This window comes from Clostridioides sp. LIBA-6622, assembly GCF_056716095.1.
In genome coordinates, this window is the sequence record NZ_CP196998.1 from 1583604 (window position 1) to 1605082 (window position 21479).

At 27.1% G+C, this 21479-nt stretch carries 20 protein-coding genes and 1 other annotated feature; of the genes, 9 read left to right on the forward strand and 11 right to left on the reverse strand.

Going from position 1 to position 21479, the window contains the following annotated elements:
- The first annotated feature begins 38 nt into the window (after nt 1-38).
- Nucleotides 39-296 carry a phage holin family protein gene (locus tag ACTG47_RS07575; RefSeq protein ID WP_169470269.1) on the forward strand — a complete coding sequence of 86 codons (258 nt, stop codon included), beginning with the start codon at nt 39-41 and terminating at the stop codon, nt 294-296.
- Nucleotides 297-701: 405 nt separating this feature from the next.
- Here ACTG47_RS07575 and ACTG47_RS07580 read toward each other — a convergent pair whose 3' ends face one another.
- From ACTG47_RS07580 to ACTG47_RS07595, 4 genes are all read right to left on the reverse strand, one after another.
- Nucleotides 702-890 carry a hypothetical protein gene (locus ACTG47_RS07580; RefSeq protein WP_207716306.1) on the reverse strand — a complete coding sequence of 63 codons (189 nt, stop codon included), beginning with the start codon at nt 888-890 and terminating at the stop codon, nt 702-704.
- A 358-nt stretch (nt 891-1248) separates the two neighbouring features.
- Nucleotides 1249-2097 (reverse strand): pantoate--beta-alanine ligase, encoded by an 849-nt coding sequence (gene panC, locus ACTG47_RS07585; RefSeq protein ID WP_479926682.1) that lies wholly within the window; start codon nt 2095-2097, stop codon nt 1249-1251.
- Between the two features lie 18 nt (nt 2098-2115).
- On the reverse strand, nt 2116-2943 hold the full coding sequence (gene panB / locus ACTG47_RS07590) for a 3-methyl-2-oxobutanoate hydroxymethyltransferase (protein ID WP_479926683.1): 828 nt from the start codon (nt 2941-2943) through the stop codon (nt 2116-2118).
- A complete protein-coding gene (locus tag ACTG47_RS07595; protein ID WP_479927073.1) occupies nt 2918-3856 on the reverse strand; it encodes a Rossmann-like and DUF2520 domain-containing protein in 939 nt (312 codons plus the stop codon). The genes panB and ACTG47_RS07595 overlap by 26 nt, the downstream gene beginning before the upstream one ends.
- Nucleotides 3857-4526: 670 nt before the next feature.
- On the opposite strand from ACTG47_RS07595, the gene ACTG47_RS07600 reads away from it, so the two are divergent.
- On the forward strand, nt 4527-6629 hold the full coding sequence (locus ACTG47_RS07600) for an EAL domain-containing protein (protein ID WP_479926684.1): 2103 nt from the start codon (nt 4527-4529) through the stop codon (nt 6627-6629).
- Nucleotides 6630-6886: 257 nt separating this feature from the next.
- Here the strand turns inward: ACTG47_RS07600 and ACTG47_RS07605 are convergent, their stop codons facing one another.
- From ACTG47_RS07605 to ACTG47_RS07615, 3 genes are all read right to left on the reverse strand, one after another.
- On the reverse strand, nt 6887-7666 hold the full coding sequence (locus tag ACTG47_RS07605; RefSeq protein ID WP_479926685.1) for an acyl-CoA thioester hydrolase/BAAT C-terminal domain-containing protein: 780 nt from the start codon (nt 7664-7666) through the stop codon (nt 6887-6889).
- Nucleotides 7667-7787: 121 nt separating this feature from the next.
- Nucleotides 7788-8468: a TetR/AcrR family transcriptional regulator gene (locus ACTG47_RS07610; RefSeq protein WP_479926686.1), complete on the reverse strand. Its 681-nt coding sequence runs from the start codon at nt 8466-8468 to the stop codon at nt 7788-7790.
- Between the two features lie 202 nt (nt 8469-8670).
- On the reverse strand, nt 8671-9477 hold the full coding sequence (locus ACTG47_RS07615) for an amidohydrolase family protein (protein ID WP_479926687.1): 807 nt from the start codon (nt 9475-9477) through the stop codon (nt 8671-8673).
- Nucleotides 9478-9618: 141 nt separating this feature from the next.
- Between ACTG47_RS07615 and ACTG47_RS07620 the strand changes: the two genes are divergently transcribed.
- Together ACTG47_RS07620 and ACTG47_RS07625 are read left to right on the forward strand one after the other, a co-directional pair.
- Nucleotides 9619-9966, forward strand: coding sequence for a winged helix-turn-helix transcriptional regulator (locus ACTG47_RS07620; protein WP_169470262.1), 348 nt, complete (start codon nt 9619-9621; stop codon nt 9964-9966).
- 281 nt (nt 9967-10247) lie between these two features.
- Nucleotides 10248-11066, forward strand: a complete 819-nt coding sequence (locus ACTG47_RS07625; protein ID WP_479926688.1) for a MerR family transcriptional regulator — start codon at nt 10248-10250, stop codon at nt 11064-11066.
- A gap of 131 nt (nt 11067-11197) precedes the next feature.
- Here the strand turns inward: ACTG47_RS07625 and feoB are convergent, their stop codons facing one another.
- From feoB to ACTG47_RS07640, 3 genes are all read right to left on the reverse strand, one after another.
- Nucleotides 11198-13318 carry a ferrous iron transport protein B gene (feoB, locus tag ACTG47_RS07630; RefSeq protein ID WP_479926689.1) on the reverse strand — a complete coding sequence of 707 codons (2121 nt, stop codon included), beginning with the start codon at nt 13316-13318 and terminating at the stop codon, nt 11198-11200.
- 25 nt (nt 13319-13343) lie between these two features.
- On the reverse strand, nt 13344-13571 hold the full coding sequence (locus ACTG47_RS07635) for a FeoA family protein (protein ID WP_169470024.1): 228 nt from the start codon (nt 13569-13571) through the stop codon (nt 13344-13346).
- A gap of 319 nt (nt 13572-13890) precedes the next feature.
- On the reverse strand, nt 13891-14337 hold the full coding sequence (locus ACTG47_RS07640) for a GNAT family N-acetyltransferase (protein ID WP_169470023.1): 447 nt from the start codon (nt 14335-14337) through the stop codon (nt 13891-13893).
- Nucleotides 14338-14509: 172 nt separating this feature from the next.
- On the opposite strand from ACTG47_RS07640, the gene ACTG47_RS07645 reads away from it, so the two are divergent.
- Together ACTG47_RS07645 and tyrS are read left to right on the forward strand one after the other, a co-directional pair.
- Entirely contained in the window at nt 14510-15478 is a 969-nt protein-coding gene (locus ACTG47_RS07645; RefSeq protein ID WP_479926690.1) for a DUF2232 domain-containing protein, read from the forward strand.
- Nucleotides 15479-15629: 151 nt separating this feature from the next.
- Nucleotides 15630-15882 (forward strand) — a binding site (T-box leader).
- Nucleotides 15883-15954: 72 nt separating this feature from the next.
- Nucleotides 15955-17163: a tyrosine--tRNA ligase gene (tyrS, locus tag ACTG47_RS07650; RefSeq protein ID WP_479926691.1), complete on the forward strand. Its 1209-nt coding sequence runs from the start codon at nt 15955-15957 to the stop codon at nt 17161-17163.
- A 59-nt stretch (nt 17164-17222) separates the two neighbouring features.
- Here tyrS and ACTG47_RS07655 read toward each other — a convergent pair whose 3' ends face one another.
- Nucleotides 17223-18104 carry a polysaccharide deacetylase family protein gene (locus tag ACTG47_RS07655; RefSeq protein ID WP_169470020.1) on the reverse strand — a complete coding sequence of 294 codons (882 nt, stop codon included), beginning with the start codon at nt 18102-18104 and terminating at the stop codon, nt 17223-17225.
- Nucleotides 18105-18475: 371 nt separating this feature from the next.
- On the opposite strand from ACTG47_RS07655, the gene ACTG47_RS07660 reads away from it, so the two are divergent.
- From ACTG47_RS07660 to ACTG47_RS07670, 3 genes are all read left to right on the forward strand, one after another.
- On the forward strand, nt 18476-19420 hold the full coding sequence (locus ACTG47_RS07660) for a DMT family transporter (protein WP_479926692.1): 945 nt from the start codon (nt 18476-18478) through the stop codon (nt 19418-19420).
- A gap of 222 nt (nt 19421-19642) precedes the next feature.
- Nucleotides 19643-20188, forward strand: a complete 546-nt coding sequence (locus tag ACTG47_RS07665; RefSeq protein ID WP_009889371.1) for an NADH peroxidase — start codon at nt 19643-19645, stop codon at nt 20186-20188.
- Between the two features lie 91 nt (nt 20189-20279).
- The gene (locus ACTG47_RS07670) at nt 20280-21428 is read left to right on the forward strand and encodes a DUF362 domain-containing protein (RefSeq protein WP_479926693.1); all 1149 of its coding nucleotides are present in this window, start codon (nt 20280-20282) and stop codon (nt 21426-21428) included.
- The last annotated feature ends 51 nt before the right edge of the window (nt 21429-21479 follow it).

Below are 21479 nucleotides of genomic sequence, written 5' to 3' on the forward strand. Positions count from 1 at the left end.
AAGTTTATTAGAAAAAAATATTTTAAGGAGGATAATATATGGATAGTTTAATAAGTTTTATACCACAACAATTGTTAATTTTAATAGTTGCACTTAATGTCTTAGGTATGGGATTTAAAAAATATAAAAAATTAAGTGATAAGCATATTCCTATTATATTACTTGTATTTGGAGTAGTGTTTTCTGTCTGGATGTTGGGATTTAATCCAACTTCTGTTTTACAAGGGATTCTATGTTGGGGAGTATCAATTGGATTAAATCAAGTATGCAAACAATTTAGAGACAATGATAAATAAAAGATTTTATGATGAAAATATCAATAAAAAATGTTATTAAAATAAGAATAATTTTATGTATACAAATAAGATGTGAAATAGGTAATAAGAATAAGTAAAGCATAATTTATAAATGGTTTAAATATGCTAAAATTAAAAGATATGGTAAAGTTACCTAGTATTAAAATATGAAGTATTGTGAACTGTATTAAGAACATGCACAATCTATTGAAAATGAGGAATCAAACAGAATAAATGAAATGGCGAAGTACGTAAATTGAACTGAAGCCTATGATAATTGGGTATTATTTATTCTAGTTAAGATAGCAACTTGTGTAAAGAATAAATTGTAAGATTGATATATTAAAGTGGGTAAGAATATAATCTTATGTAGGATTTTTCTTACCCACTTTAATATATTTAATTTTATGCCAAACCACATTCGCATAGTAGAATCATTATTCTATGGAGACATAACTCTACGATTTCTTCTCCATATCTTTTAATAAAATCACCAATTTGAGTTTCTATGAATGAATAGTATTCTTTTAAGCTAGCAATATATGCAGTCATTATATGAACACATTCATCGATTTTATCTTTAAACACAGTCAATCCCCCTAAAAAACAAAAAAATAAAAATATTCAGTAAATAGTAGATATTATTTCATTTATAAATCTATATAGTATGATATATTGCTTAGATGTATTTTACAAGTGGATATGTAAAACTGGATATTATAATCGTAAAACTGGATAAATTTTTATATTAAAAGAAGAAATACCCATTTTTTAAACTCAATCATATGTAATTAACTTGGCAAAGTTTTACAATATAAATTACATAAAAAAATAAGTGTGCTATTAGCACACTTATATAAGTACAATTAATCATAATCTTAATCAAATCTAATTTTCAAATCTTTTTTTATAAAATATTATTTTTAATTATCTATACTGATAAAATTATAGTTTATATATTTAATTGAAATGTAAAGTTATCAATTAATCTAGTTTTACCTATGAAAACAGCAATTGCTACAAGTACAGAACTTTCTATTTTCTCAACAGGTTGTAATGTCTCACTATCTACAATTTCAACATAATCTATTTTTGCTAAATCGTTAGAATTTATTTTAGATATTATTAAATCTTTTATTTTTTTTACATCTATATTTCCTTTTGACAATTCTTCTTTTGCTAAATTTAGGCTTTCATTTAAAACTAAGGCTGATTTTCTTTCTTCTTTTGAAAGATATGTATTTCTTGAGCTTTTTGCTAAACCATCATTTTCACGAACTATAGGACAGCCTATTATTTCTGTATATATATTCAAATCCTTGACCATCCTTTTAATTACTGCTAATTGTTGAGCATCTTTTTCTCCAAAATAGGCTTTATCAGGAGTTACTATATTTAAAAATTTTGAAACAACTAGACAGACACCTCCAAAATGAACTGGTCTCTTAGATCCACAAAGAAAATCTGTAAATCCAGACACATTTATAGTAGTACAATTGCCTTTTAAGTACATTTCTTCTGACGATGGATTAAAAACTATTGATGCACCACTGTTCATACAGTATTTAAAGTCTTTTTCTATATCTCTTGGATAGCTATTAAAATCTTCATTGGGTCCAAATTGAGTTGGGTTTACAAACACACTTACTACTACTTTATCATTTTCTTTTACAGCTTTTTTAATAAGGCTTTGATGCCCTTCATGTAAAAATCCCATGGTAGGAACAAGACCTATAGAATAGCCAGCTTTTTGCCAATCTTTAATTATATTTCTTAGTGGTTTTATTTCTTTTATAAGCATTTTGTACCATCCTTAATCTTAGTATAATTTTTCTAATTCAGATTCATTTATTGAAAAGCTATGTTTTTCTTGTGGAAATGCACCAGTTTCAACTTCTAGTATGTAATTTTTAATTGAATCTTTCATTATATCTCCTATATTTGCATATTGCTTTACAAATTTAGGTACAAAATCTCCAAACATCCCCAACATATCTTGATAAACTAAAATTTGACCATCACAATTAATTCCAGCTCCTATTCCTATTGTAGGAATTGAAATAGAATTAGTTACCATCTCAGCTATTTTAGCAGGAACTCCTTCAAGTACGATAGAAAATGCTCCTGCTTTTTCTATTAATTTAGCATCTTCAATAAGTTGTTTTGCTGTTTCACTAGTATTTCCTTGAACTTTAAAGCCACCAAATGAATTTACAGATTGAGGAGTTAGTCCTAAATGACCCATTACAGGTATTTGAGCATTTACAATGCTCTTTATTTGTTCTATAACGTTTGAGCCACCTTCTAACTTTATAGCATGTGCACCACCTTCTTTTACAAGTCTACCAGCGTTTTTAACAGCATCTTCGATAGAAACATGGTAAGATAGGAATGGCATATCACTTACTATTAAGGCATTTTTTGCACCATTTTTAACAGCTTTTGTATGATATATAATTTCATCTATAGTAACAGATAGAGTATTTTCTTCACCTTTTACAACCATTCCCAATGAATCTCCTATTAGAATACCATTTATATCACATTCATCTATTAGTTTTGCCATTGAGTAATCATAAGCAGTAAGCATAGATAGTTTTTTACCTTTATTTTTAGCATTCTTAAAAGTTAGTATAGTATTTTTCATCGTTTTTTCCTCCTAAAATTTTATAAATCTCTTTGTATTTTTCGGATTTACTTATTAGATTTTCGACTGCGTTTTCTGTAGAAATACTTTTTGTACATTTTAATGAATTTTCATTTTCTAAGGCTATTATTTTTAGTAAATTTAAGGATAGCATTTTGTAAATAGCTTCATCTTTTTTATCTAATGCTGATAAATGTTTTTTTACTGGTGTTATATCTCCACGAACAATAGGACCAGTAAGAGCTTTAGCAAATCCATTGTCAAGTATATTTTCTATGTTTATTTTGACTAAAGGATTTATAGCTTTTAAAGCTTCTTCTTCAGATAAACCTAATTTGATAAAGTAGCTTACTCCTACATCTAGTAGAGATAATACTAAATTTGAAACTAAAACATTAGCTAAATGATAAGTGGATGAAGTATTTTTATCTCTTATAAAAAATTGATTTCCTAAGCCATCTACAAAATTTGGAATAAATAAATCATCTTTCTCATTATCACCTTCTATGGAAAAACAAATGTTTTTCATTTTTTTTATATCAGTATTTTTATTGGAAAATGCAAATATAGGATGGATAGAATAAATTAATGCACCTGCTTTTTTTGAACAGAACAATATACTAGATTTTAAAGAGCCACTGGTGTGGCAAATGTATTTATGTTTTAAATTAAATTTGGAAAGTTTTTTGTCTATAATTTCAATAGAATCATCTGATGTTGTAATAAATAATATATCGTTTTCATAAATAATGTCTTTCAAGTTACTGTAAATCTTTGTTTTTGTTAAATTTGTTGATTCTAGTAAAGATAATTGATTTCTTCCATAAAAACCTGTTACACAATAATTCTTTGACAAAAAATAATTTGCTAAAGATGTACCAACTTTTCCGGAACCAATAAATCCTATTTTAATAGTATCACCTCCATTTTGTGATACAACATCTTAATTTCCAATCTCATTCATGAAGATATGAGTTACATAAGATAAAATAATTAAAAACATTTAAAGTATAGTTCTTATAACAAGATACCATCCATGGATATTTTACCATTTAAATAAAAAATTGACAAATAATTATATAGAAATTAAGTAAATATATTTTTATTTATGTTATATCATTTTGCTAGAAGAGTAGTTATTTTATAAAAATATTAAGATAATGTTTTTATAAAAGCAATAAAATAAATACGTTTATATAAAAGATGAATTGTTATAATATAATAAAATATAAGTAAAAAAATTATTGTATTTATTAAATATAATAATTTTGAGTTTACAATATATAATAAAAATAATTTCAGCTATTTCTAAAAAAATTTTTTTACTTTATATTATCAAGATAAAAACAGAAACAGAATTTAATGTAAGAATGACAGGTATTATATAACAATAATCTCCTTCAAATTGATAATATGATATTGATGTATTTTTTTTTATCAACTATAATTTAAGATATGAAACAAAAGTTTTTTAATTAAATTACCTATTTAATATATATATAAATGACAAATAAATCCTCTGTAATAAAAATAGTTTTAGAAATGTGATTATAAATAATAGCACTGATGAAGGAGGGAAGTATATGAACAAACATAATCTTGAGGTTATATTAAATCAACTACAGATTAATATATATATTACAGATATTCATACTAATAAAATTATTTTCATGAATAAAAATATGAAAAAAGAATATAATATTTCAACTCCAGAAGGAAAAGTTTGTTGGGAGGTATTATATACTGAAAAAAATATCCAATGTAGTTTTTGTAAAGTTTTAGAATTGTTAAAGAATAATAAAAAAGGAACAATAATAAAGTGGTATGAAAAATGTAATAAATTAAATCGAGTTTTTGAAAATTATGATAGTTTAATTACATGGCAAGATGGTACAGTTGTTCATATACACCAATCTATAGATATTACAAATTCCAAAGGCTTAAATGAAGAAGGTAAAATTGATGAATTTTATCAAATAACAAACAACAAAGAAGAAAAAGATTATCTTGAAGATTTTAATGCATTAAGAGGTAAATTTGATTATGATTCTACATTACTTTATGATGCTTTAATTAGAGGGACAGATGAATATATATATATTTGTAATATGAAAACAGGAGTATTTCGATACTCACCATCACAAGTTGAACTATTTGATTTACCAGGAGAAATTGTGGAAAACCCACTTGTTTATTGGACGCGTATTGTACATCCAGAAGACTGGAATCGTTTTTATAAGTCGAATATGGAAATAGGTAAAAATCATATGGATTATCATTCAGTGGAATTTCGAGCTAAAAATCGCAGTGGAGAATATATTTGGTTAAGATGTAGAGGGCAATTAATGCGTGATGAGTTTGGAGAACCAAGTATTTTTGCAGGAATAATGACACAGTTGGGGAAACAAAATAAGATTGACCCATTAACGCAGTTATTGAATTACTATGAATTTATGAGTGTGTTTGAAGATAAACTTTCAAATCCGATGATTGAAAAATTATGTATAGTATTATTGAATATTGATGATTTTAAAAATGTTAATGAGATGTATGATAGAGATTTTGGAGATAATATACTAAAAACTTTAGCACAATCTATACAATCTATTTTACCAGGTAATGCTGAACTCTATAAACTTGATGGTGATGAAATGGGAATTCTCGTTGATAATGTTGAAGAAAAAGAGATTCAACTTTTATATGAGCAAATACAAAATTTAATTATACATCTTCACTTGTGGAGAAAATATGGATTAAATATAACAATTTCTGCTGGATGCACTATATATCCAAAACATGGGGATACAGTAAAAGAACTTAGTAAATATGCCAGCTATTCTTTGCAGTATGCTAAAGAACATGGCAAGAATAGAATTGTTTTTTTCTCTGAAAAAATATTGAAAAATAAAATGTATTCCTTAGCAATGATGTGGGAGTTGAAAGCATCAATCAATGATAATTTTCGGGGATTTGGTCTGAGATTTCAGCCACAAGTAGATACACAAAGCCATAAGATAATAGGAGTAGAAGTACTTTTAAGATGGACTAATAGTGAAGGTAAAGCGATTTCTCCTTTAGAATTTATTCCAATTTTAGAAGAAAATGATATGATAAATACTGTGGGAGCATGGGTACTTCGGAGGGCATTATGTACTTGTAGAGAGTGGATTGTTGATTATCCATTTTTTACAGTAAGTGTAAATATTTCAGCTGTTCAAGTATTAGAGGATACATTTATTGAAGATATAATAAAAATTATAGATGAAGAAAATTTTCCTTATCAAAATCTTGTTTTAGAATTAACTGAAAGCCATACAGTACAAAATATGAATATTTTACAATATAAGTTTAAGGTTTTACAAGAATTAGGAATTCGTATTGCTATGGATGATTTTGGTACAGGGTATTCATCCTTAGAAGTTTTAAAATTTGCACCAATAGATATAGTGAAAATTGATAGGGTATTTGTTAAAGATATATTAAAAAGTAAGTTTGATGCTACATTTATACATTTTATTGTTGCAATTTGTCACGATGTGGGAATAAAAGTATGTTTAGAAGGAGTAGAAACAAAAGAAGAGTATGATTTAGTTAAACAGATGAAACCAGATTACATACAAGGATATTTTTTTGGAAAGCCACAAATAGCAAGTGAAATATTAGATATTTTAAAAGTAGAGAATTGATACTAATCAAATTTGTAATTTATGTTTATTTACTGTAGTCTTAAAGAAATTTTATGCATTTAATTATAATGATTGAAACTATTGATATAATCAAAACTAAGAACAATATTGAGTACATAAAGGTAGAACCTATAAATAGTTGCTACCTTTTTTAGTACGCAACAAAGTGTATAATTAAAAATTTAGTAAAGTGTTTGATAATTTAGCACTATAAGGTGATAAAAAATAAATAACAAACAGTTATTGTATCTAAATTTTTAGACCAAAGATTGGCTATTTTTCTCTAAAAAAGAAATTATATTTTGAATTGACTCATCATATTCTAAAAAATAATGTCCCTCTAAGTCTAAGACAATATGTTTAATATTATCTTTTTTTGTACTATTTTCAATTAGATTAGAACTCATTTTTTTACTTGGCCAATATCTATCATTTTCAGCAGAAAGTAATAATATTTTTCCATTATATTGTTCAATACGGATTAATGCATCTTTATTAAAATTATATTCTATAGATTTTTCATAACAAGTAGAATAAATATTGTTTTCTGCATCTTTTATAACATCTTCATCATAATAAAATTTAATATATGGAATTTCAATATTATTTAATGACCAGGATGATTTTGGATGCGTCATACTAAAAGAATTAATTGGTAGACCTTGAAATATATAACATCCAGGGACACATGCAATAGTAATTGCTGATTCAAAATAATTTGACAATAATAAAGCAGCTTCTCCTCCTTTGGAATTACCAATAATAACTACTTGATTATTATTCAATTTAAGTAGTTTTACAATGGAATTAATAGCTTTTGTAAAATACTCTATTGGAACTCTTTCTAAGGTTTTAGGAAGATTACCAGCACCAAAGTATGCAAGTAATAAAACATTATAATTAGATTTTAAATAATTTAGTAAATTATCACCAACTATTGGAAGTCCTGGTCTACTACCTCCTAGTATAATAACTAGCGGTTTTCCTTTATTTTCATAAAGGTCACCATAAATTTCATTTGTTCGATATTCTTTCATTATAAATACCCCCTTAGGTTTAATAAAACTATTGACTGCTATAGATAAAGGAATTAACAACACTATTTTGAATCTAAATTAAGTTGCACCTTGCACAACTTTCAGACAATTATTTTTTGTTTTACTTAAGAAGAGTTTCATAATCCGATGTAAGAACTTGATTGATATATTGATTTACTTCATCATCTGTGAAATCAATATTCAAAGCTCTGAGATGATAAGTGCACAAAGAAAATATAACATCTTCCAAATTATTTGTAAATTTTTCATCAAGCCAGTAAGTTATAACGCCAAATATACTATGAGTAAGTAGTACTGAAGTGACATCAATGTTATTTATATCAGCGAAATGAACTTCATTTAGATGTTTTAATACATTTTTTAAATAAATATTTGTTTTATCTAATATCTCCCAGCGTTTCTTCTCAAACATTTCATTAACGCCAGTAGATTTTACAAATAGTATTCTTGACAACTTCTTATTTCTTACATATGTCCAAATAGCACAGGTCATAGCTAAGGTGAATTTTTTAAAGGAACTATCATTTGTACCTATAGAAACATTAGAGGCGATTCTTAGACTCATATCCAAAATATCTTCATATATTTGCTCTAATATTTCTTCTTTATTATTGAAGTAAGAATAAAAAGAACCTACAGATACAGAGGCTTCATCAGTAATATTTTTTATAGAAGAATCAATATATCCTTTTTCAGAAAAGACTTTTACAGCTGCATCAAGTATAGCTTTTCTTTTTAAAACTTTTTTATTATCTATTTTACTAGAATCTGAGTTTTTCATAAAATCACTCCAGTCATAATGAATTTGAATTCAGATTCATTATATACGTATTATTATAAAATGTCAATATATCTTATAATAATACATATATGTGAATAGATAAGCAGTATCAAGCAGTTCTTGATTTATTTTTTTATATAATAAACATCTATCATTAAGCAATTTTGTAATAAATATTGAAACTTAATCTTTTTTTGTTCCATTAGTTTTTAACCTCATTTAGTATTCTCATAATATTTTCACCAAGTATTTTTGATTTTATTTTTTCAGAGGGGCACAAATATTCTAGTGTTTGTATATTTAAAAGAGGTTCTCCATAAGGAGCATCAGAACTGAATAGACATTTGTCTGGTAATTCAGATATTGCCATCTTTAAAGCTAAAGTAGAAAAAGATGCTGATAAATCTATATAAGCATTTGGAACAGATTTTGCAAAGTCAATGACTTTCATCCAGTGATATCCTCCCATATGACCAAAAATAACAGGCACTTTTGGATATTTCTTTGTTAAATCCATAAGTATATTTATTCCATTCATAGAAACTGGGTTGAATGTATGGACCCAAATAGGCAACTTAGGGAATTTTTCTAAGGATTGAAATATAACTTCTAACTCTTGGATTTGTTTATCTGTACCAGGTGTAAATTCACCAACACCTTTAAGACCATTGTAAATAATTTGTTCCTCAATCCATTTATCTGTATCCTCTAAAGATAACTCAAGAGGAACAGAACCAAAACCATAAAACTTATCTGGATATTTTTTTATCACATTTACAATTTCATCTATATTTTTTTTCATTCGTATTAAATTATCATATTTTGTAGTAGTACCAGCTAGAACTTTATATAAAGATTCCATCTCAGTTTTTAATTCTTGATAATTTTTTGCTTTTTCAGGATGTGGTGCTGTACAAAATAAAATAACTTTATCTATCCCTGCATTCTCCATCTTTTTTAGTTGTAAATTAATTGGTAACATTAAATGCTCATGACTATCTATAATCATAACAAATCATCCTTTCTCTCTATTTGTATTCTTGTTATAATAAAAGAGTAGCATATAAAAAAATTAGGAACAAGAACATACATTTTTGATATAAAGTATCTTTTTTGATACTTGCTTACAATAGAAAGGAAATAAAATTTAATGGCAAAAGCAGTTACACCAAAAGAGATGTGTCCAATGGCACTAGGTATTAATGTGTTGAGTGGGAAATGGAAATTACAAATTCTATGGAATCTTTATCTTGAAGACACTTTGCGTTTTAATGAGTTGCAACGTAAACTAGGTACTATTACAACAAAAACACTAACAGAACAATTGCGTGAGTTAGAAGAACAACAAATAATAAAAAGAAATGTATATCCAGAAATCCCACCAAAAGTTGAATATTCTTTAACTGAATTAGGGAAAACATTAGAGCCTGTTTTAACATCATTGTGTGAATGGGGTACTCAATATTTACATACATTAAAAGAAGATAGTAATAAATAGTTAAATGGAGATGCCTCAAAATAAAAATTTGAAGCATCTCTTTTTTATACAAAAAACAGAAAAGGAGCTATGTCAATAAATAGATAAACACGAATATCATACAAGCACTAATAAAAGAAGTATTTAAACATAAAATAAAAGAATTCTTGATGATTTAAATAATAATTTTTTTATAAGTTTGATTTCAAGATAAAATGTCAGAAGAAGAATCACTTGATTTAGCCAATAATAAAGAATATAGTAACTATATAGACAACAAAATGAAAAGGAGTGTATAGCCCTTGGAAAAACAGTATTTTACTACAGGTGAATTTGCAAAGTTGTGTGGAATATCTAAACAGACATTAATTTTTTACGATAAAATGGGGATTTTTTCTCCAGAATATAAAGACAAAAATAATTATAGATATTATTCAGTCTATCAATATGATACATTAGACATATTACAATCATTAAGAGAGATAGGAATGAGTTTAGAGGAAATAAAAGCGTATATACAAAATAGAAGTCCTCAACTTTGTGTGAAAATGCTTCAAGAGGAAGAAAAAAAGATAAGGGAAAAAATAAAAAAACTAAGAAAGATAAGTTCTAAGATGCAAAATAGGATAAATACAACAGTTGAAGGAATTTCTAAAATGAATAATGAAGAAATTTATATATCTGAAAGGTCTGAGGAATACTTAGTCCTATCAAGCGATTTGAGCAGTGTAAGCAATAGTGATTTTATGATGGAATTAATAGATTTTACTAATTATTGTAAATCAAAAAATTTGTATCAAGGATATGAGTTAGGAGCAATAGTAAGTAATGAGAATATAAGAAATGGAGACTATTTAAGCATAGCAAGTTTTTATTTGAAAATAGATAAAAAAATAAAAGATAAAAAATTATATATAAAGCCAAAGGGAATGTATGCATGTATAAAGCATATTGGAAAATATGAAGATTCATATAAATCTTATGAGAAATTGAAAAAGTATATATATGAGAATAAATACAAAATTGTTGGAAATTCATATGAGGAGAGTATACTTGATTTTTTTTGCGAAAGTAATGAAGATAATTACATGACTGAGATTTCAATTCAAATATCTAAATAAGAATTAAAAAGAGATATATTCAAATATTAAGTAATTATACTTAGCATTGAGCATATCTCTATATTTCATAATAAAGTATATAAAGTTTTAAATAGTATTTATAAAGTAAATTTAATGTCAGTAAATACTGATTATATGAATAAATTGTAAATGGTAGTTGTTAAAAAACAAACAACAAATGCAAGTACAGTAGGCATCAAAAATCCTAAGGCAGTCCATTTTAGACTTCCAGTTTCTCTTTTTATTGTTAAAAGTGTTGTTGCACAAGGCCAGTGTAGTAAACTGAACAACATAACATTTAAAGCTGTCAAATAAGTCCATCCATGCTCTCTAAGAACTTGACCTAAAGCACTAAAGCTATCTAGTTCTATCATAGAACCAGTTGCTAGGTAAGCCATCAGAAGTATAGGTATAACTATCTCATTTGCTGGGAATCCAAGAATAAAAGCCATCAATATAAAACCATCAAGACCAATTGCTTTAGCTAAAGGGTCTAAAAAGTTTGCAACATGTGATAATATGCTTAAATCTCCTATATAGATATTTGCAAATATCCAAGTTATTACACCAGCAGGTATGGCTACCATTACAGCTCTTCCTAAAACAAATATTGTCCTATCTATTATGGAAGTATATAAAGTTCTTCCTATTTGAGGAACTCTATAAGGGGGAAGTTCTAATGTAAATGTAGATGGAACTCCTTTTAATAATGTCTTAGAAAGAGTATAAGAGACTAACAATGTTATTATAACACCTAGAATTATCAATAAAGTTATACAAAATGCAGTTGCTATACTTGATACAAAAGAACTAGTTATAACTGAGCTAAAAAATATTGTAGATATAGCTATTAGAGTAGGAAAACGACCATTACAAGGTACAAAATTATTTGTAAGTATAGCGATAAGTCTTTCCCTTGGAGAGTCAATTATTCTACAACCAATGACTCCAGCTGCATTACATCCAAATCCCATACACATAGTCAAACATTGTTTACCATGTGCACAAGCTTTTTTAAATAGATGGTCTAAGTTAAATGCAACTCTTGGCAAATATCCAAAATCCTCAAGTAATGTAAATAATGGGAAAAATATTGCCATAGGAGGTAGCATTACAGAAATTACCCATGCTAAAGTTCTGTATAATCCTAAAACCAACATATCATTTAACCATGATGGACAGTTAATACTATTTAATATACTTGAAATACTTGGCTCAAATCCAAGGAGTAAATTAGACAGTAAAGAGGATGGATAGTTAGCGCCTTGTATAGTAATCCACAATATAGTACCTAATAATAAAAGCATTATTGGAAGTCCAAATATTTTAGATGTTAATATTTTATCTACTTTTTCTTCTCTATCAGTTGATTTTTTAGGAATGTTAGAAGAACATTCCTCGCTTAATTTTTTAGCATAATCATAGTTAATCTTAGTAAATTCATCTCTGATTTTCTGTTTATTTATATCAGTTGGGATTTTTTTCTTTACTTCATTAATAGCATCTATTGAATCTTTATCTATATAGTTGCTCATAGATTCAAAGATACTTTCATCACCATCAATAAGTCTAAGACCTAACCATCTAGAATTTATGTTTGGAATGATATTATCCAATTCTGGCTGAACTGATTTTACTATATCTTCTATATTTTCACTATATTTCACAGGTTTATTATTGAACTTGTATTTATCAAAAGATACATCATTTAAAGTATCTAACAGTTCATTCATACCAGAACCGCTTCTTGCAGCAGTTAAAATAACTGGAATACCAAGAGAGTCTTCTAAAAGTTTTGTATTTATAGTAATTCCTTTTTTCTTAGCTTCATCTATTAAATTTATACATAAAATAACTTTATCTGTAAGTTCCATAACTTGAAACACCAAATTTAAATTTCTTTCAAGACATGTAGCATCACATACTACTATTACTGCATCTGGATTACCAAAGCATATAAAATCGCGAGCCACAATTTCTTCCTGTGACAAAGCAAATAGAGAATATGTTCCTGGTAAATCTATCAATGCATACTCAGCATTTTTATGTTTAAAATTACCACGAGCTGTTGCTACAGTTTTCCCTGGCCAATTTCCAGTATGCTGTTTTAGCCCTGTAAGATGATTAAATACAGTACTTTTACCTGTATTTGGATTACCAGCCAATGCAATTACAAACTGGTCTTCTTTGTTGTCTATATCAAACATGTCTTTTAAAGAACTCATTTTGGATGAGTTGTGTGTCAAACCCATATTAATATCCTCCCGTTATAAAATTTTAAATGTCAGAAACTAATATTAAGCTACTTTCTTCTTGTCGTAGAGCTATCTTACTACCTCTGATATTGTAGACAGTTAAATTATTTTTTGGACCTTTTCTAACTACATCTATAACAGCTCCTCTAGTAAGACCAAGCGCCAACATTCTTTCTCTTAAATTACCACTAGATAATATATCTTCAACTTTAACAGTTTTTTTCACTTGGATGTCGTTAAGATTTTTCATAGTAGCACCTCCATGCATGAAATTTAGCCTGAGCTAATCTTCTTATTTTAAACTATGCATTATATTATTACCTTGTTACTTTAACAAAAAAAAGATAGGCAGGATGCCTATCACAAAGTTGGGTATAATTCTTACTTTTGGGGAAAGTAGAATATAGAATAAAAATTAACATTTTGAATCTATATAATTATTGAATTTTAATAATAAAAAAAGTCAGAAAGCAAAAGCCTTCTGACTCTATGTAAGGTATTTTCAAATACCTAAATATCAATTCAATATATTATCTATACTTAAATTATATATTAACGATATTAGCTTGTCAACACTGTAATCTCATTTTAATATGTTCAATACCAGCTTCATCATATACTTCTGATATTTCCTTAAAACCACAAGATAAATAAAGATTCTTTATATAAGCTTGTGCTGACAAAGTTATATTATTTTCATGTAAATTAATCTTTATAAAATCTATAGCACAATCCATCATTTGTTTTGCTAATCCTTTTTTTCTATGATTAGAAAGAACTAAAACTCTACCAATAGAAACATCGTCATAAGAACTATATTCTCTAGGTATTATTCTAGCATAAGCACAAATCAATCCATCCTCTTTTAAAAATATGTGATAAGAGTTTTTATCTATATCATCATAATCGTTTAATGAAAATATTTTTTGTTCACAAGCAAATACCTCGTATCTTGATTTTGCTATTTCATAGAATTCATCTAAACTTAAATCATTAAAGTGTTTAATTTTAAACATAGTAATTACCTCCTAATGTCTTAAAAAACTGAATATTAAGATATATTATATCATTTCTAATATAGATACTTTCATTAAAATTTATATTTGTTAAAAATATTTTGAAAAAATGATATACTATATTAAAAATAAAGTTTTAGTTAGAAAATTTATGATTTATGGAGGACTTGTTTTGAATACTACTAAAAAATTAACTGAAGCATCTTTATTATCATCTTTATTTATAGTAGTGACAATTGTAGCCGTGGGTACTGGATTTGGGTATGCTATTTATCTAGATTTTATAGTACCAATATTTTTTTGTATAATATGTTTAAAATGTGATTTAAAGTATACTGTTTTATCTGGTATTACATCACTTTTAATAATTTCTCTAGTACTTGGAAATCTAGGAACTGCTATTTGGGCAAGCCAAAGTGTATTACTTGGTATAATGTGTGGTTACTTTATAAATAAACCTACAATGGTGATGGATGATTTAGTATATGGTTCAATACTTGGAATAATTGTAATGGTTTTTATTGATATATATGCTTCAGCATTGATAGGTTATAGTTTTATGAAAGAATTTCAGGGATATAGTAAATTAATTTATTTTAATGGATATGCAAATATTATTTATTACTTGATGATAGCTTTATTTCCATTTGGTATGGTTTTTTGTATATATTTTTTAAGTTTGATTCTGGGACATAAATTGCATATATTAGGTTCGAATTCTTTAAAAAAGTATTTAATATTTAAAAATTTTAGAAGTCTAAATCAATTTTTATGTTGTTCTAAGAAAGTTTTTTACATATGTGTTTCCTATTTAGCTATTTTTGAAATTGTGAAGTTATTAAATATTAAAATTGATTTTGTTTATTTAAAAACAATCTTAATATCAATTGCATATCTATGTATTTATTTTATAATTAGAGATTCATGTATGTCTTTGCAAAACTTTATAATATCTAAATTTAGAAAATTATTATATGCTAGAATTTCTTTTTTAATAATAATTTTATTATTATGTTTAATGCTTGATGTGACTATTGTGGGATTAATAATAGTAAATGCATTTTTAAACAAGAAAATAAATGTAAGATTGAATCAGAGCAATATTGTCAATAAACAAATTAACATCTTAATTGAAAAATAAATTTTAGATATTGGTAAAAAATATAAAAAGATAGTATAATGTAAAAAAACATGTATATAATAATAAAAAAGGTTGACAAAATGCAAAAATAATAATATATTATGAGTAAGTTAAGAAAAATTTCTTGTAATTGATGAAATAATCTGAATATATAGATGCTATGAAGAGAAGAAGTAGAGCTAAGTTTTATTTAACAGAGAGTTCCAGTTTGGTGAAATGGAATAAATTGATTTAGTTTGAATACATCTCAGAGCACTATCTCTGAAAGATGACAACCATTAGGAGATATCGGAGTAGTACACGTTATAGTATATGGGTATATGTAATTATACTCTAAGAGATTAGTATCGTGAGATATTGATGAACTAAGGTGGTAACACGTAAGCAATGCTTTCGTCCTTTTAATAGGATGGAAGCTTTTTTTATTATAAAAATAAAAATTAAAGATTATATAAATATTTTAGGAGGAATGAAAAATGAAATCGATAGACGAGCAAATACGAATAATTATGAAAGGTGTAGACGATTTAATAGATGAAAAAGAGTTAAGAGAAAAGCTTATTAAATCAGAAAAAGAAGGAAAACCTATGATAGTAAAATTGGGTCTAGACCCAAGTGCTCCAGATATACATTTAGGGCATACAGTAGTTCTTAGAAAGATGAAGCAACTACAAGATTTAGGTCATCAAATAGTAATAATAATTGGAGATTTTACAGGAAAAATTGGAGACCCAACTGGAAAATCTAAAGCTAGAAAAGCTTTAACAACAGAACAAGTTCTTGAGAATGCAAAGACTTATCAAGAACAAATTTTCAAAGTTTTAGATAAAGAAAAAACTATTGTAAGATTTAATAGTGAGTGGTTAGCTAAATTAAATTTTGAAGATGTAATAAAATTAGCAGCAACTATTACTGTTGCAAGAATGTTAGAAAGAGAAGATTTCAAGAAGAGATACGAAGGACAAATGCCAATATCAGTACATGAATTCTTCTACCCATTAATGCAAGCATATGATTCTATAGCATTAGAAGCTGATATAGAGCTTGGTGGAACTGACCAAAGATTTAACCTATTAATGGGAAGATCATTACAAAGAGAATTTGGTATGGAGTCTCAAATAGTAATAATGATGCCTTTAATAGAAGGATTAGATGGAAAAGAAAAAATGAGTAAGAGTTTAGGTAACTATATTGGAATAGATGAAGAAGCAGGAATAATGTACCAAAAATCTATGGAAATTCCTGATGAACTTATAATTAAGTACTATAATTTAGTAACTGATGTTCATCCTGATGAAGTTAATAAAATAGAATCTCAGTTAAAAGATGGTTCAGTAAATCCAAGAGATATAAAGATGAACTTAGCAAGAGAAATCGTTACATTATACCATGGAAAAGAATCTGCTAAAGAAGCTGAAGAAAGATTTAAATCTGTATTCCAAAAAGGTCAAATACCTGAAGATATACAAACAATTCAAGTTAAGGAAGAAGGATTTGATTTAATTGAAGTATTAGTGGCTAATGAGATTGTTAAGAGTAAGAGTGAAGTTAGAAGATTAGCTTCTCAAGGTGGAGTAAAGGTAAATGGTGAAAAAGTAGAGGACTTAAGTGCTATTGTTAAAGAAAGTGAATTAGTTGTTCAAATAGGAAAGAAAAAATTTGTAAAAATTGAGCTAGTAAAATAGATTAAAATAAAAGCAAGTGCATTGATTATAAAAGTACAATCAATGAGCTTGCTTTTTTATTATATTAAAATTTTAAATTGATAACCATTATCTTTAAAATATGTTATAACTTGGTCTAGTGCATTTACTGTTTCTTGCTTTCCATAAGTATCATGCATTAAAAGAACAACCATTTCTTTACCTTCAGAAGATTTCTTTGCATGTTCAAATAACTCTTGAGCATTTTTCTTTTTACCTTCTGCATCAGCATTTAAAGCATTCCAATCAATTGATGCCATATTTTTCTCTTTTAAGTAGTTACCTAGAGGCTCCATATTCTTCCAAGACATATATCCGCCTGGGCATCTAACTACGTTTGATGAGAAATTCTTTCCTAAAACCTTTTTCATAGCTTCATCAGTTTTGTTAAGTTCATTTACGAATGTATCAAGATTTAGGCTTCTGCCAGGATATAGTTTTTTATAGTCGTGAGTGTAAGAGTGATGAGCTATTGCATTTCCTTCATCAAATGTTCTTTTTAAAATTTCATTAGCACCATTTCTTTCAAGTGAATCACCTTTAATAAAGAAAGTTCCTCTAACACTATGTTTTTTCAAGATATCTAGGACTTGTGGAGTATTAGTAGTAGATGGTCCATCATCAAATGTAAGAAAGACTATCTTTTCTCCGTTATTTGAATAGTCGTATTTGCTAAGTTTATCCCAAACTAATTTTGCATCATATCCATATTCTTTTGCGGCTTCTTTTTTTGCACCAATAATAGGTTCATTTTTTTCTTTTTCAATTCTTTCCTTTTCCAGCTTTTCAGCCTTGATTCTTTCTTGAGTTTCCTTAATTTCTTTTTTTCTAGACATATCCGCCCATGCCATAGAAAAAATACCAATCACTATTACAACCATTATAGTAAGTGTAATAGTTTTCTTTTTTCTTCTTTTTACCATGATTACAGCATTCCCCCTTTTGTCGAATTGTATCAAAAATATATTATAATTATATCGAAGAAAGTAGAAAAAGTAAACCGACAAAGTTGTAACTAAGATAAACAAAGTGTAACTTATTTGACATTATTTGCATAATATTAATGTATAATATATTAAAGCTATTTATAAAAAAATTTAGTATAAGTAAAAAAATAAAAAAATTTACTAAAAAGGTGTTTACAAAAAATGATTAATATATTACTGTTAAATAGTGGATATAAATTTGAGCTCATGATAGATATAAATCTTGATTTAAAATACTGAAAAAATTTACTATATTTTATAGTAATGCTTATAGAAAAACTCTCTTGCTGTTTAGGGGGTTTATAATTTTGCAAAAAAATAAAAAGGAGGGGGCTTTATTGAAAAAATACTTTGGAGAAATAGGACTAATATTTATAGCAATTATATGGGGAAGTGGCTTTGTAGCAACCCAATTTGCATTAGACGGTGGGCTTACACCTCTACAAATCATAACCTTAAGATTCTTCTTAGCAGCCGTGATTATGAATTTACTGTTTTTTAAACAGATTCGTGCTAGTATGGGAAAAAAGTTGTTAAAAGCAGGAACACTTTTAGGAATATTTTTATTCCTAGCTTTCACAGTACAAACCATTGGACTTATGTACACTACACCATCTAAGAATGCATTTATAACAGCAGCAAATGTTGTAATAGTTCCATTCATAGGATTTATACTTTATAAAAGAAAACTTGATAAGATAGGAATAATAAGCAGTTTGGTAGCTCTTATAGGGATTGGTATACTTTCTTTAGAAGCAGATTTCTCTATCAATTTTGGAGATTTACTAACACTTATATGTTCATTTGGATTTGCATTTCACATATTCTTTACAAGTGAGTTTGCGAAAGATAATAACCCAATGGCATTAACAGCTGTTCAATTTACTGTAGCATTTTTAATGTCTTTAGTAGTTCAAACATTTGCAGGGCAATTGAAGATGGAAGCTGAATTATCTGGATATATGGGAACTATATATCTAGCTATATTTAGTACTACAATAGGATTTTTATTTCAAACTATATGTCAAAAAAGAGTTGATGGAACTAGAACAGCTATAATATTATCTACAGAAGCTGTATTTGGTACTATATTTTCTATAATAATTCTAAAAGAGCTTATTACAGTAAAATTGGTTATTGGTAGCATATTAATATTTGTTGCAATCATAACAGCAGAAACAAAATTGTCTTTTTTAAAGAGCAAAAAAGTGAAACTTAAAGATTCAAAAGAGTCTTCATTGGAAAGTATTTAATAAGACAATTATTTCCTAATTAATCAAATAAACTATATATTATGTAGAAATTTGACATCAAAACTTGGTTGATACTGGTGTTTCAAAGTGATAAAATTAATTAGGAAATAAATTTTGTTTTTAGTGTTTAAACTAAAAAGCCAGGGGTATATATATTCTTGTAGCAAGTTATTAAACTTAAAAATAAAAATTTAATTATATAAAATTGGGAGGAAATTAATTATGAAAAAATTTGTTTGTACAGTATGTGGATATATACATGAAGGAGATGCTGCACCAGCACAATGTCCAGTATGTAAAGTTGGAGCTGATAAATTCGAAGAGATGAAAGGCGAAATGGTTTGGGCTGATGAACATAGAATAGGAGTAGCTCAAGGTGTAGATGCAGAAATAATCGAAGGATTAAGAGCTAACTTTACTGGTGAATGTACAGAAGTAGGAATGTACTTAGCAATGAGTAGACAAGCTGATAGAGAAGGTTATCCAGAAGTAGCAGAAGCTTACAAGAGAATAGCTTTTGAAGAAGCTGAGCATGCTGCTAAATTTGCAGAACTTCTTGGAGAAGTTGTAGTTGCAGATACAAAAGAAAACTTAAGAGTTAGAGTTGATGCTGAGTATGGTGCAACTGATGGAAAATTAAAATTAGCTAAGAGAGCTAAAGAATTAGGATTAGATGCTATACATGATACAGTACATGAAATGTGTAAAGATGAAGCTAGACATGGTAAAGCATTCTTAGGATTATTAAACAGACATTTTGGAAAATAATAATTAAAAACATAGATTAAAAGGAGAAACTTTGGTTTCTCCTTTTTTAAATTATAAAAATAAACTGTTGTGATAAAAAGGTGGAAATAATATGAAAGCAGTATCTGTTAGGAGTTGCAGAACTTATAATTATGAAGATGTAAGATATTCCATTGAAAAGAATTTAGAGGATATTGGAGGTATTGATAAATTTGTTAAAAAAGGAAGTAAAGTACTTGTAAAGCCAAATTTATTGATGAAGAAAAGACCTGAAGAAGCTACAACTACGCATCCTATGGTTGTAAGAGTTGTATGTGAAAAGCTTTTAGAGTTAAATTGTGATATTACAATAGCAGATAGCCCTGGTGGTCCATATAATCAAAGCTCTCTTAAAAGTATTTATAAGGCATCCGGAATTGAAGAGGTAGCAAATGATTTGTGTATTAAATTAAATTATGATGTTTCAGATGTTAAGATACATAGTGAAAGAGCACATGTTCTAAAATATATGGATATTATTAAACCAATAGTAGATGCGGATTATGTAATAAATATTTGCAAATTAAAGACACATGTGATGGCGACTTTTACTGGTGGCACAAAAAACTTGTATGGATGTATAGCTGGACTGAAAAAAGCAGAAATACATTATAGATTTCCTACAGAAGAATTATTTTGTGAAAATGTACTTTTGGATATTTGTGATTATGTAAAACCGACATTGACAATTATGGACGGAATAGTAGGGATGGAAGGCGATGGACCTTCAGCTGGGACTACTCGAGAAATAGGTGCATTGTTAGCATCACAAAATCTATATGCTATAGATGTAGTTGCATGTAAGATTATAAACTTACTTCCAAATAGAGTTGCTACAATTAGAGGAGCTATAAAAAGAGGATATATAGAAGCAGATTTTTCAGATGTTGAGATTGTAGGAGAAGATATAGATGATTTAATTATAAAAGACTATAAAGTTCCAAATGTGAGTAAAGATTTAAGATTATTTTCCGTAAAACTACCAAAATTTTTAAATGAGCCTATTTCAAAACTTATAACACCAAAACCTGTGGTCAGATTCAAAGATTGTATAAAATGTGGAAAATGTAAGGAAGCTTGCCCTGCAAGTACTATAGAGATGGGAAATAAGGGTGCTATTATAGACTTAAGTAAGTGTATAAGATGTTACTGTTGCCATGAACTTTGTCCTAAAAAGGCTATTGATGTCAAACGTAATTTTGTATTTAAGTATGTAAAATAATGTATAATATTATATGAGTCTATATAAATGAAAAGTATAAAGGAGAAATAA

Coding starts and splice junctions, on each gene's coding strand:
- ACTG47_RS07575 (WP_169470269.1), top strand. CDS start 39: ATGGATAGTTTAATAAGTTTTATACCACAACAATTGTTAATTTTAATA.
- panC (WP_479926682.1), bottom strand. CDS start 2,097: ATGCTTATAAAAGAAATAAAACCACTAAGAAATATAATTAAAGATTGG.
- panB (WP_479926683.1), bottom strand. CDS start 2,943: ATGAAAAATACTATACTAACTTTTAAGAATGCTAAAAATAAAGGTAAA.
- ACTG47_RS07600 (WP_479926684.1), top strand. CDS start 4,527: ATGAACAAACATAATCTTGAGGTTATATTAAATCAACTACAGATTAAT.
- ACTG47_RS07605 (WP_479926685.1), bottom strand. CDS start 7,666: ATGAAAGAATATCGAACAAATGAAATTTATGGTGACCTTTATGAAAAT.
- ACTG47_RS07610 (WP_479926686.1), bottom strand. CDS start 8,468: ATGAAAAACTCAGATTCTAGTAAAATAGATAATAAAAAAGTTTTAAAA.
- ACTG47_RS07615 (WP_479926687.1), bottom strand. CDS start 9,477: ATGATTATAGATAGTCATGAGCATTTAATGTTACCAATTAATTTACAA.
- ACTG47_RS07620 (WP_169470262.1), top strand. CDS start 9,619: ATGGCAAAAGCAGTTACACCAAAAGAGATGTGTCCAATGGCACTAGGT.
- feoB (WP_479926689.1), bottom strand. CDS start 13,318: ATGGGTTTGACACACAACTCATCCAAAATGAGTTCTTTAAAAGACATG.
- ACTG47_RS07635 (WP_169470024.1), bottom strand. CDS start 13,571: ATGAAAAATCTTAACGACATCCAAGTGAAAAAAACTGTTAAAGTTGAA.
- ACTG47_RS07640 (WP_169470023.1), bottom strand. CDS start 14,337: ATGTTTAAAATTAAACACTTTAATGATTTAAGTTTAGATGAATTCTAT.
- tyrS (WP_479926691.1), top strand. CDS start 15,955: ATGAAATCGATAGACGAGCAAATACGAATAATTATGAAAGGTGTAGAC.
- ACTG47_RS07655 (WP_169470020.1), bottom strand. CDS start 18,104: ATGGTAAAAAGAAGAAAAAAGAAAACTATTACACTTACTATAATGGTT.
- ACTG47_RS07665 (WP_009889371.1), top strand. CDS start 19,643: ATGAAAAAATTTGTTTGTACAGTATGTGGATATATACATGAAGGAGAT.
- ACTG47_RS07670 (WP_479926693.1), top strand. CDS start 20,280: ATGAAAGCAGTATCTGTTAGGAGTTGCAGAACTTATAATTATGAAGAT.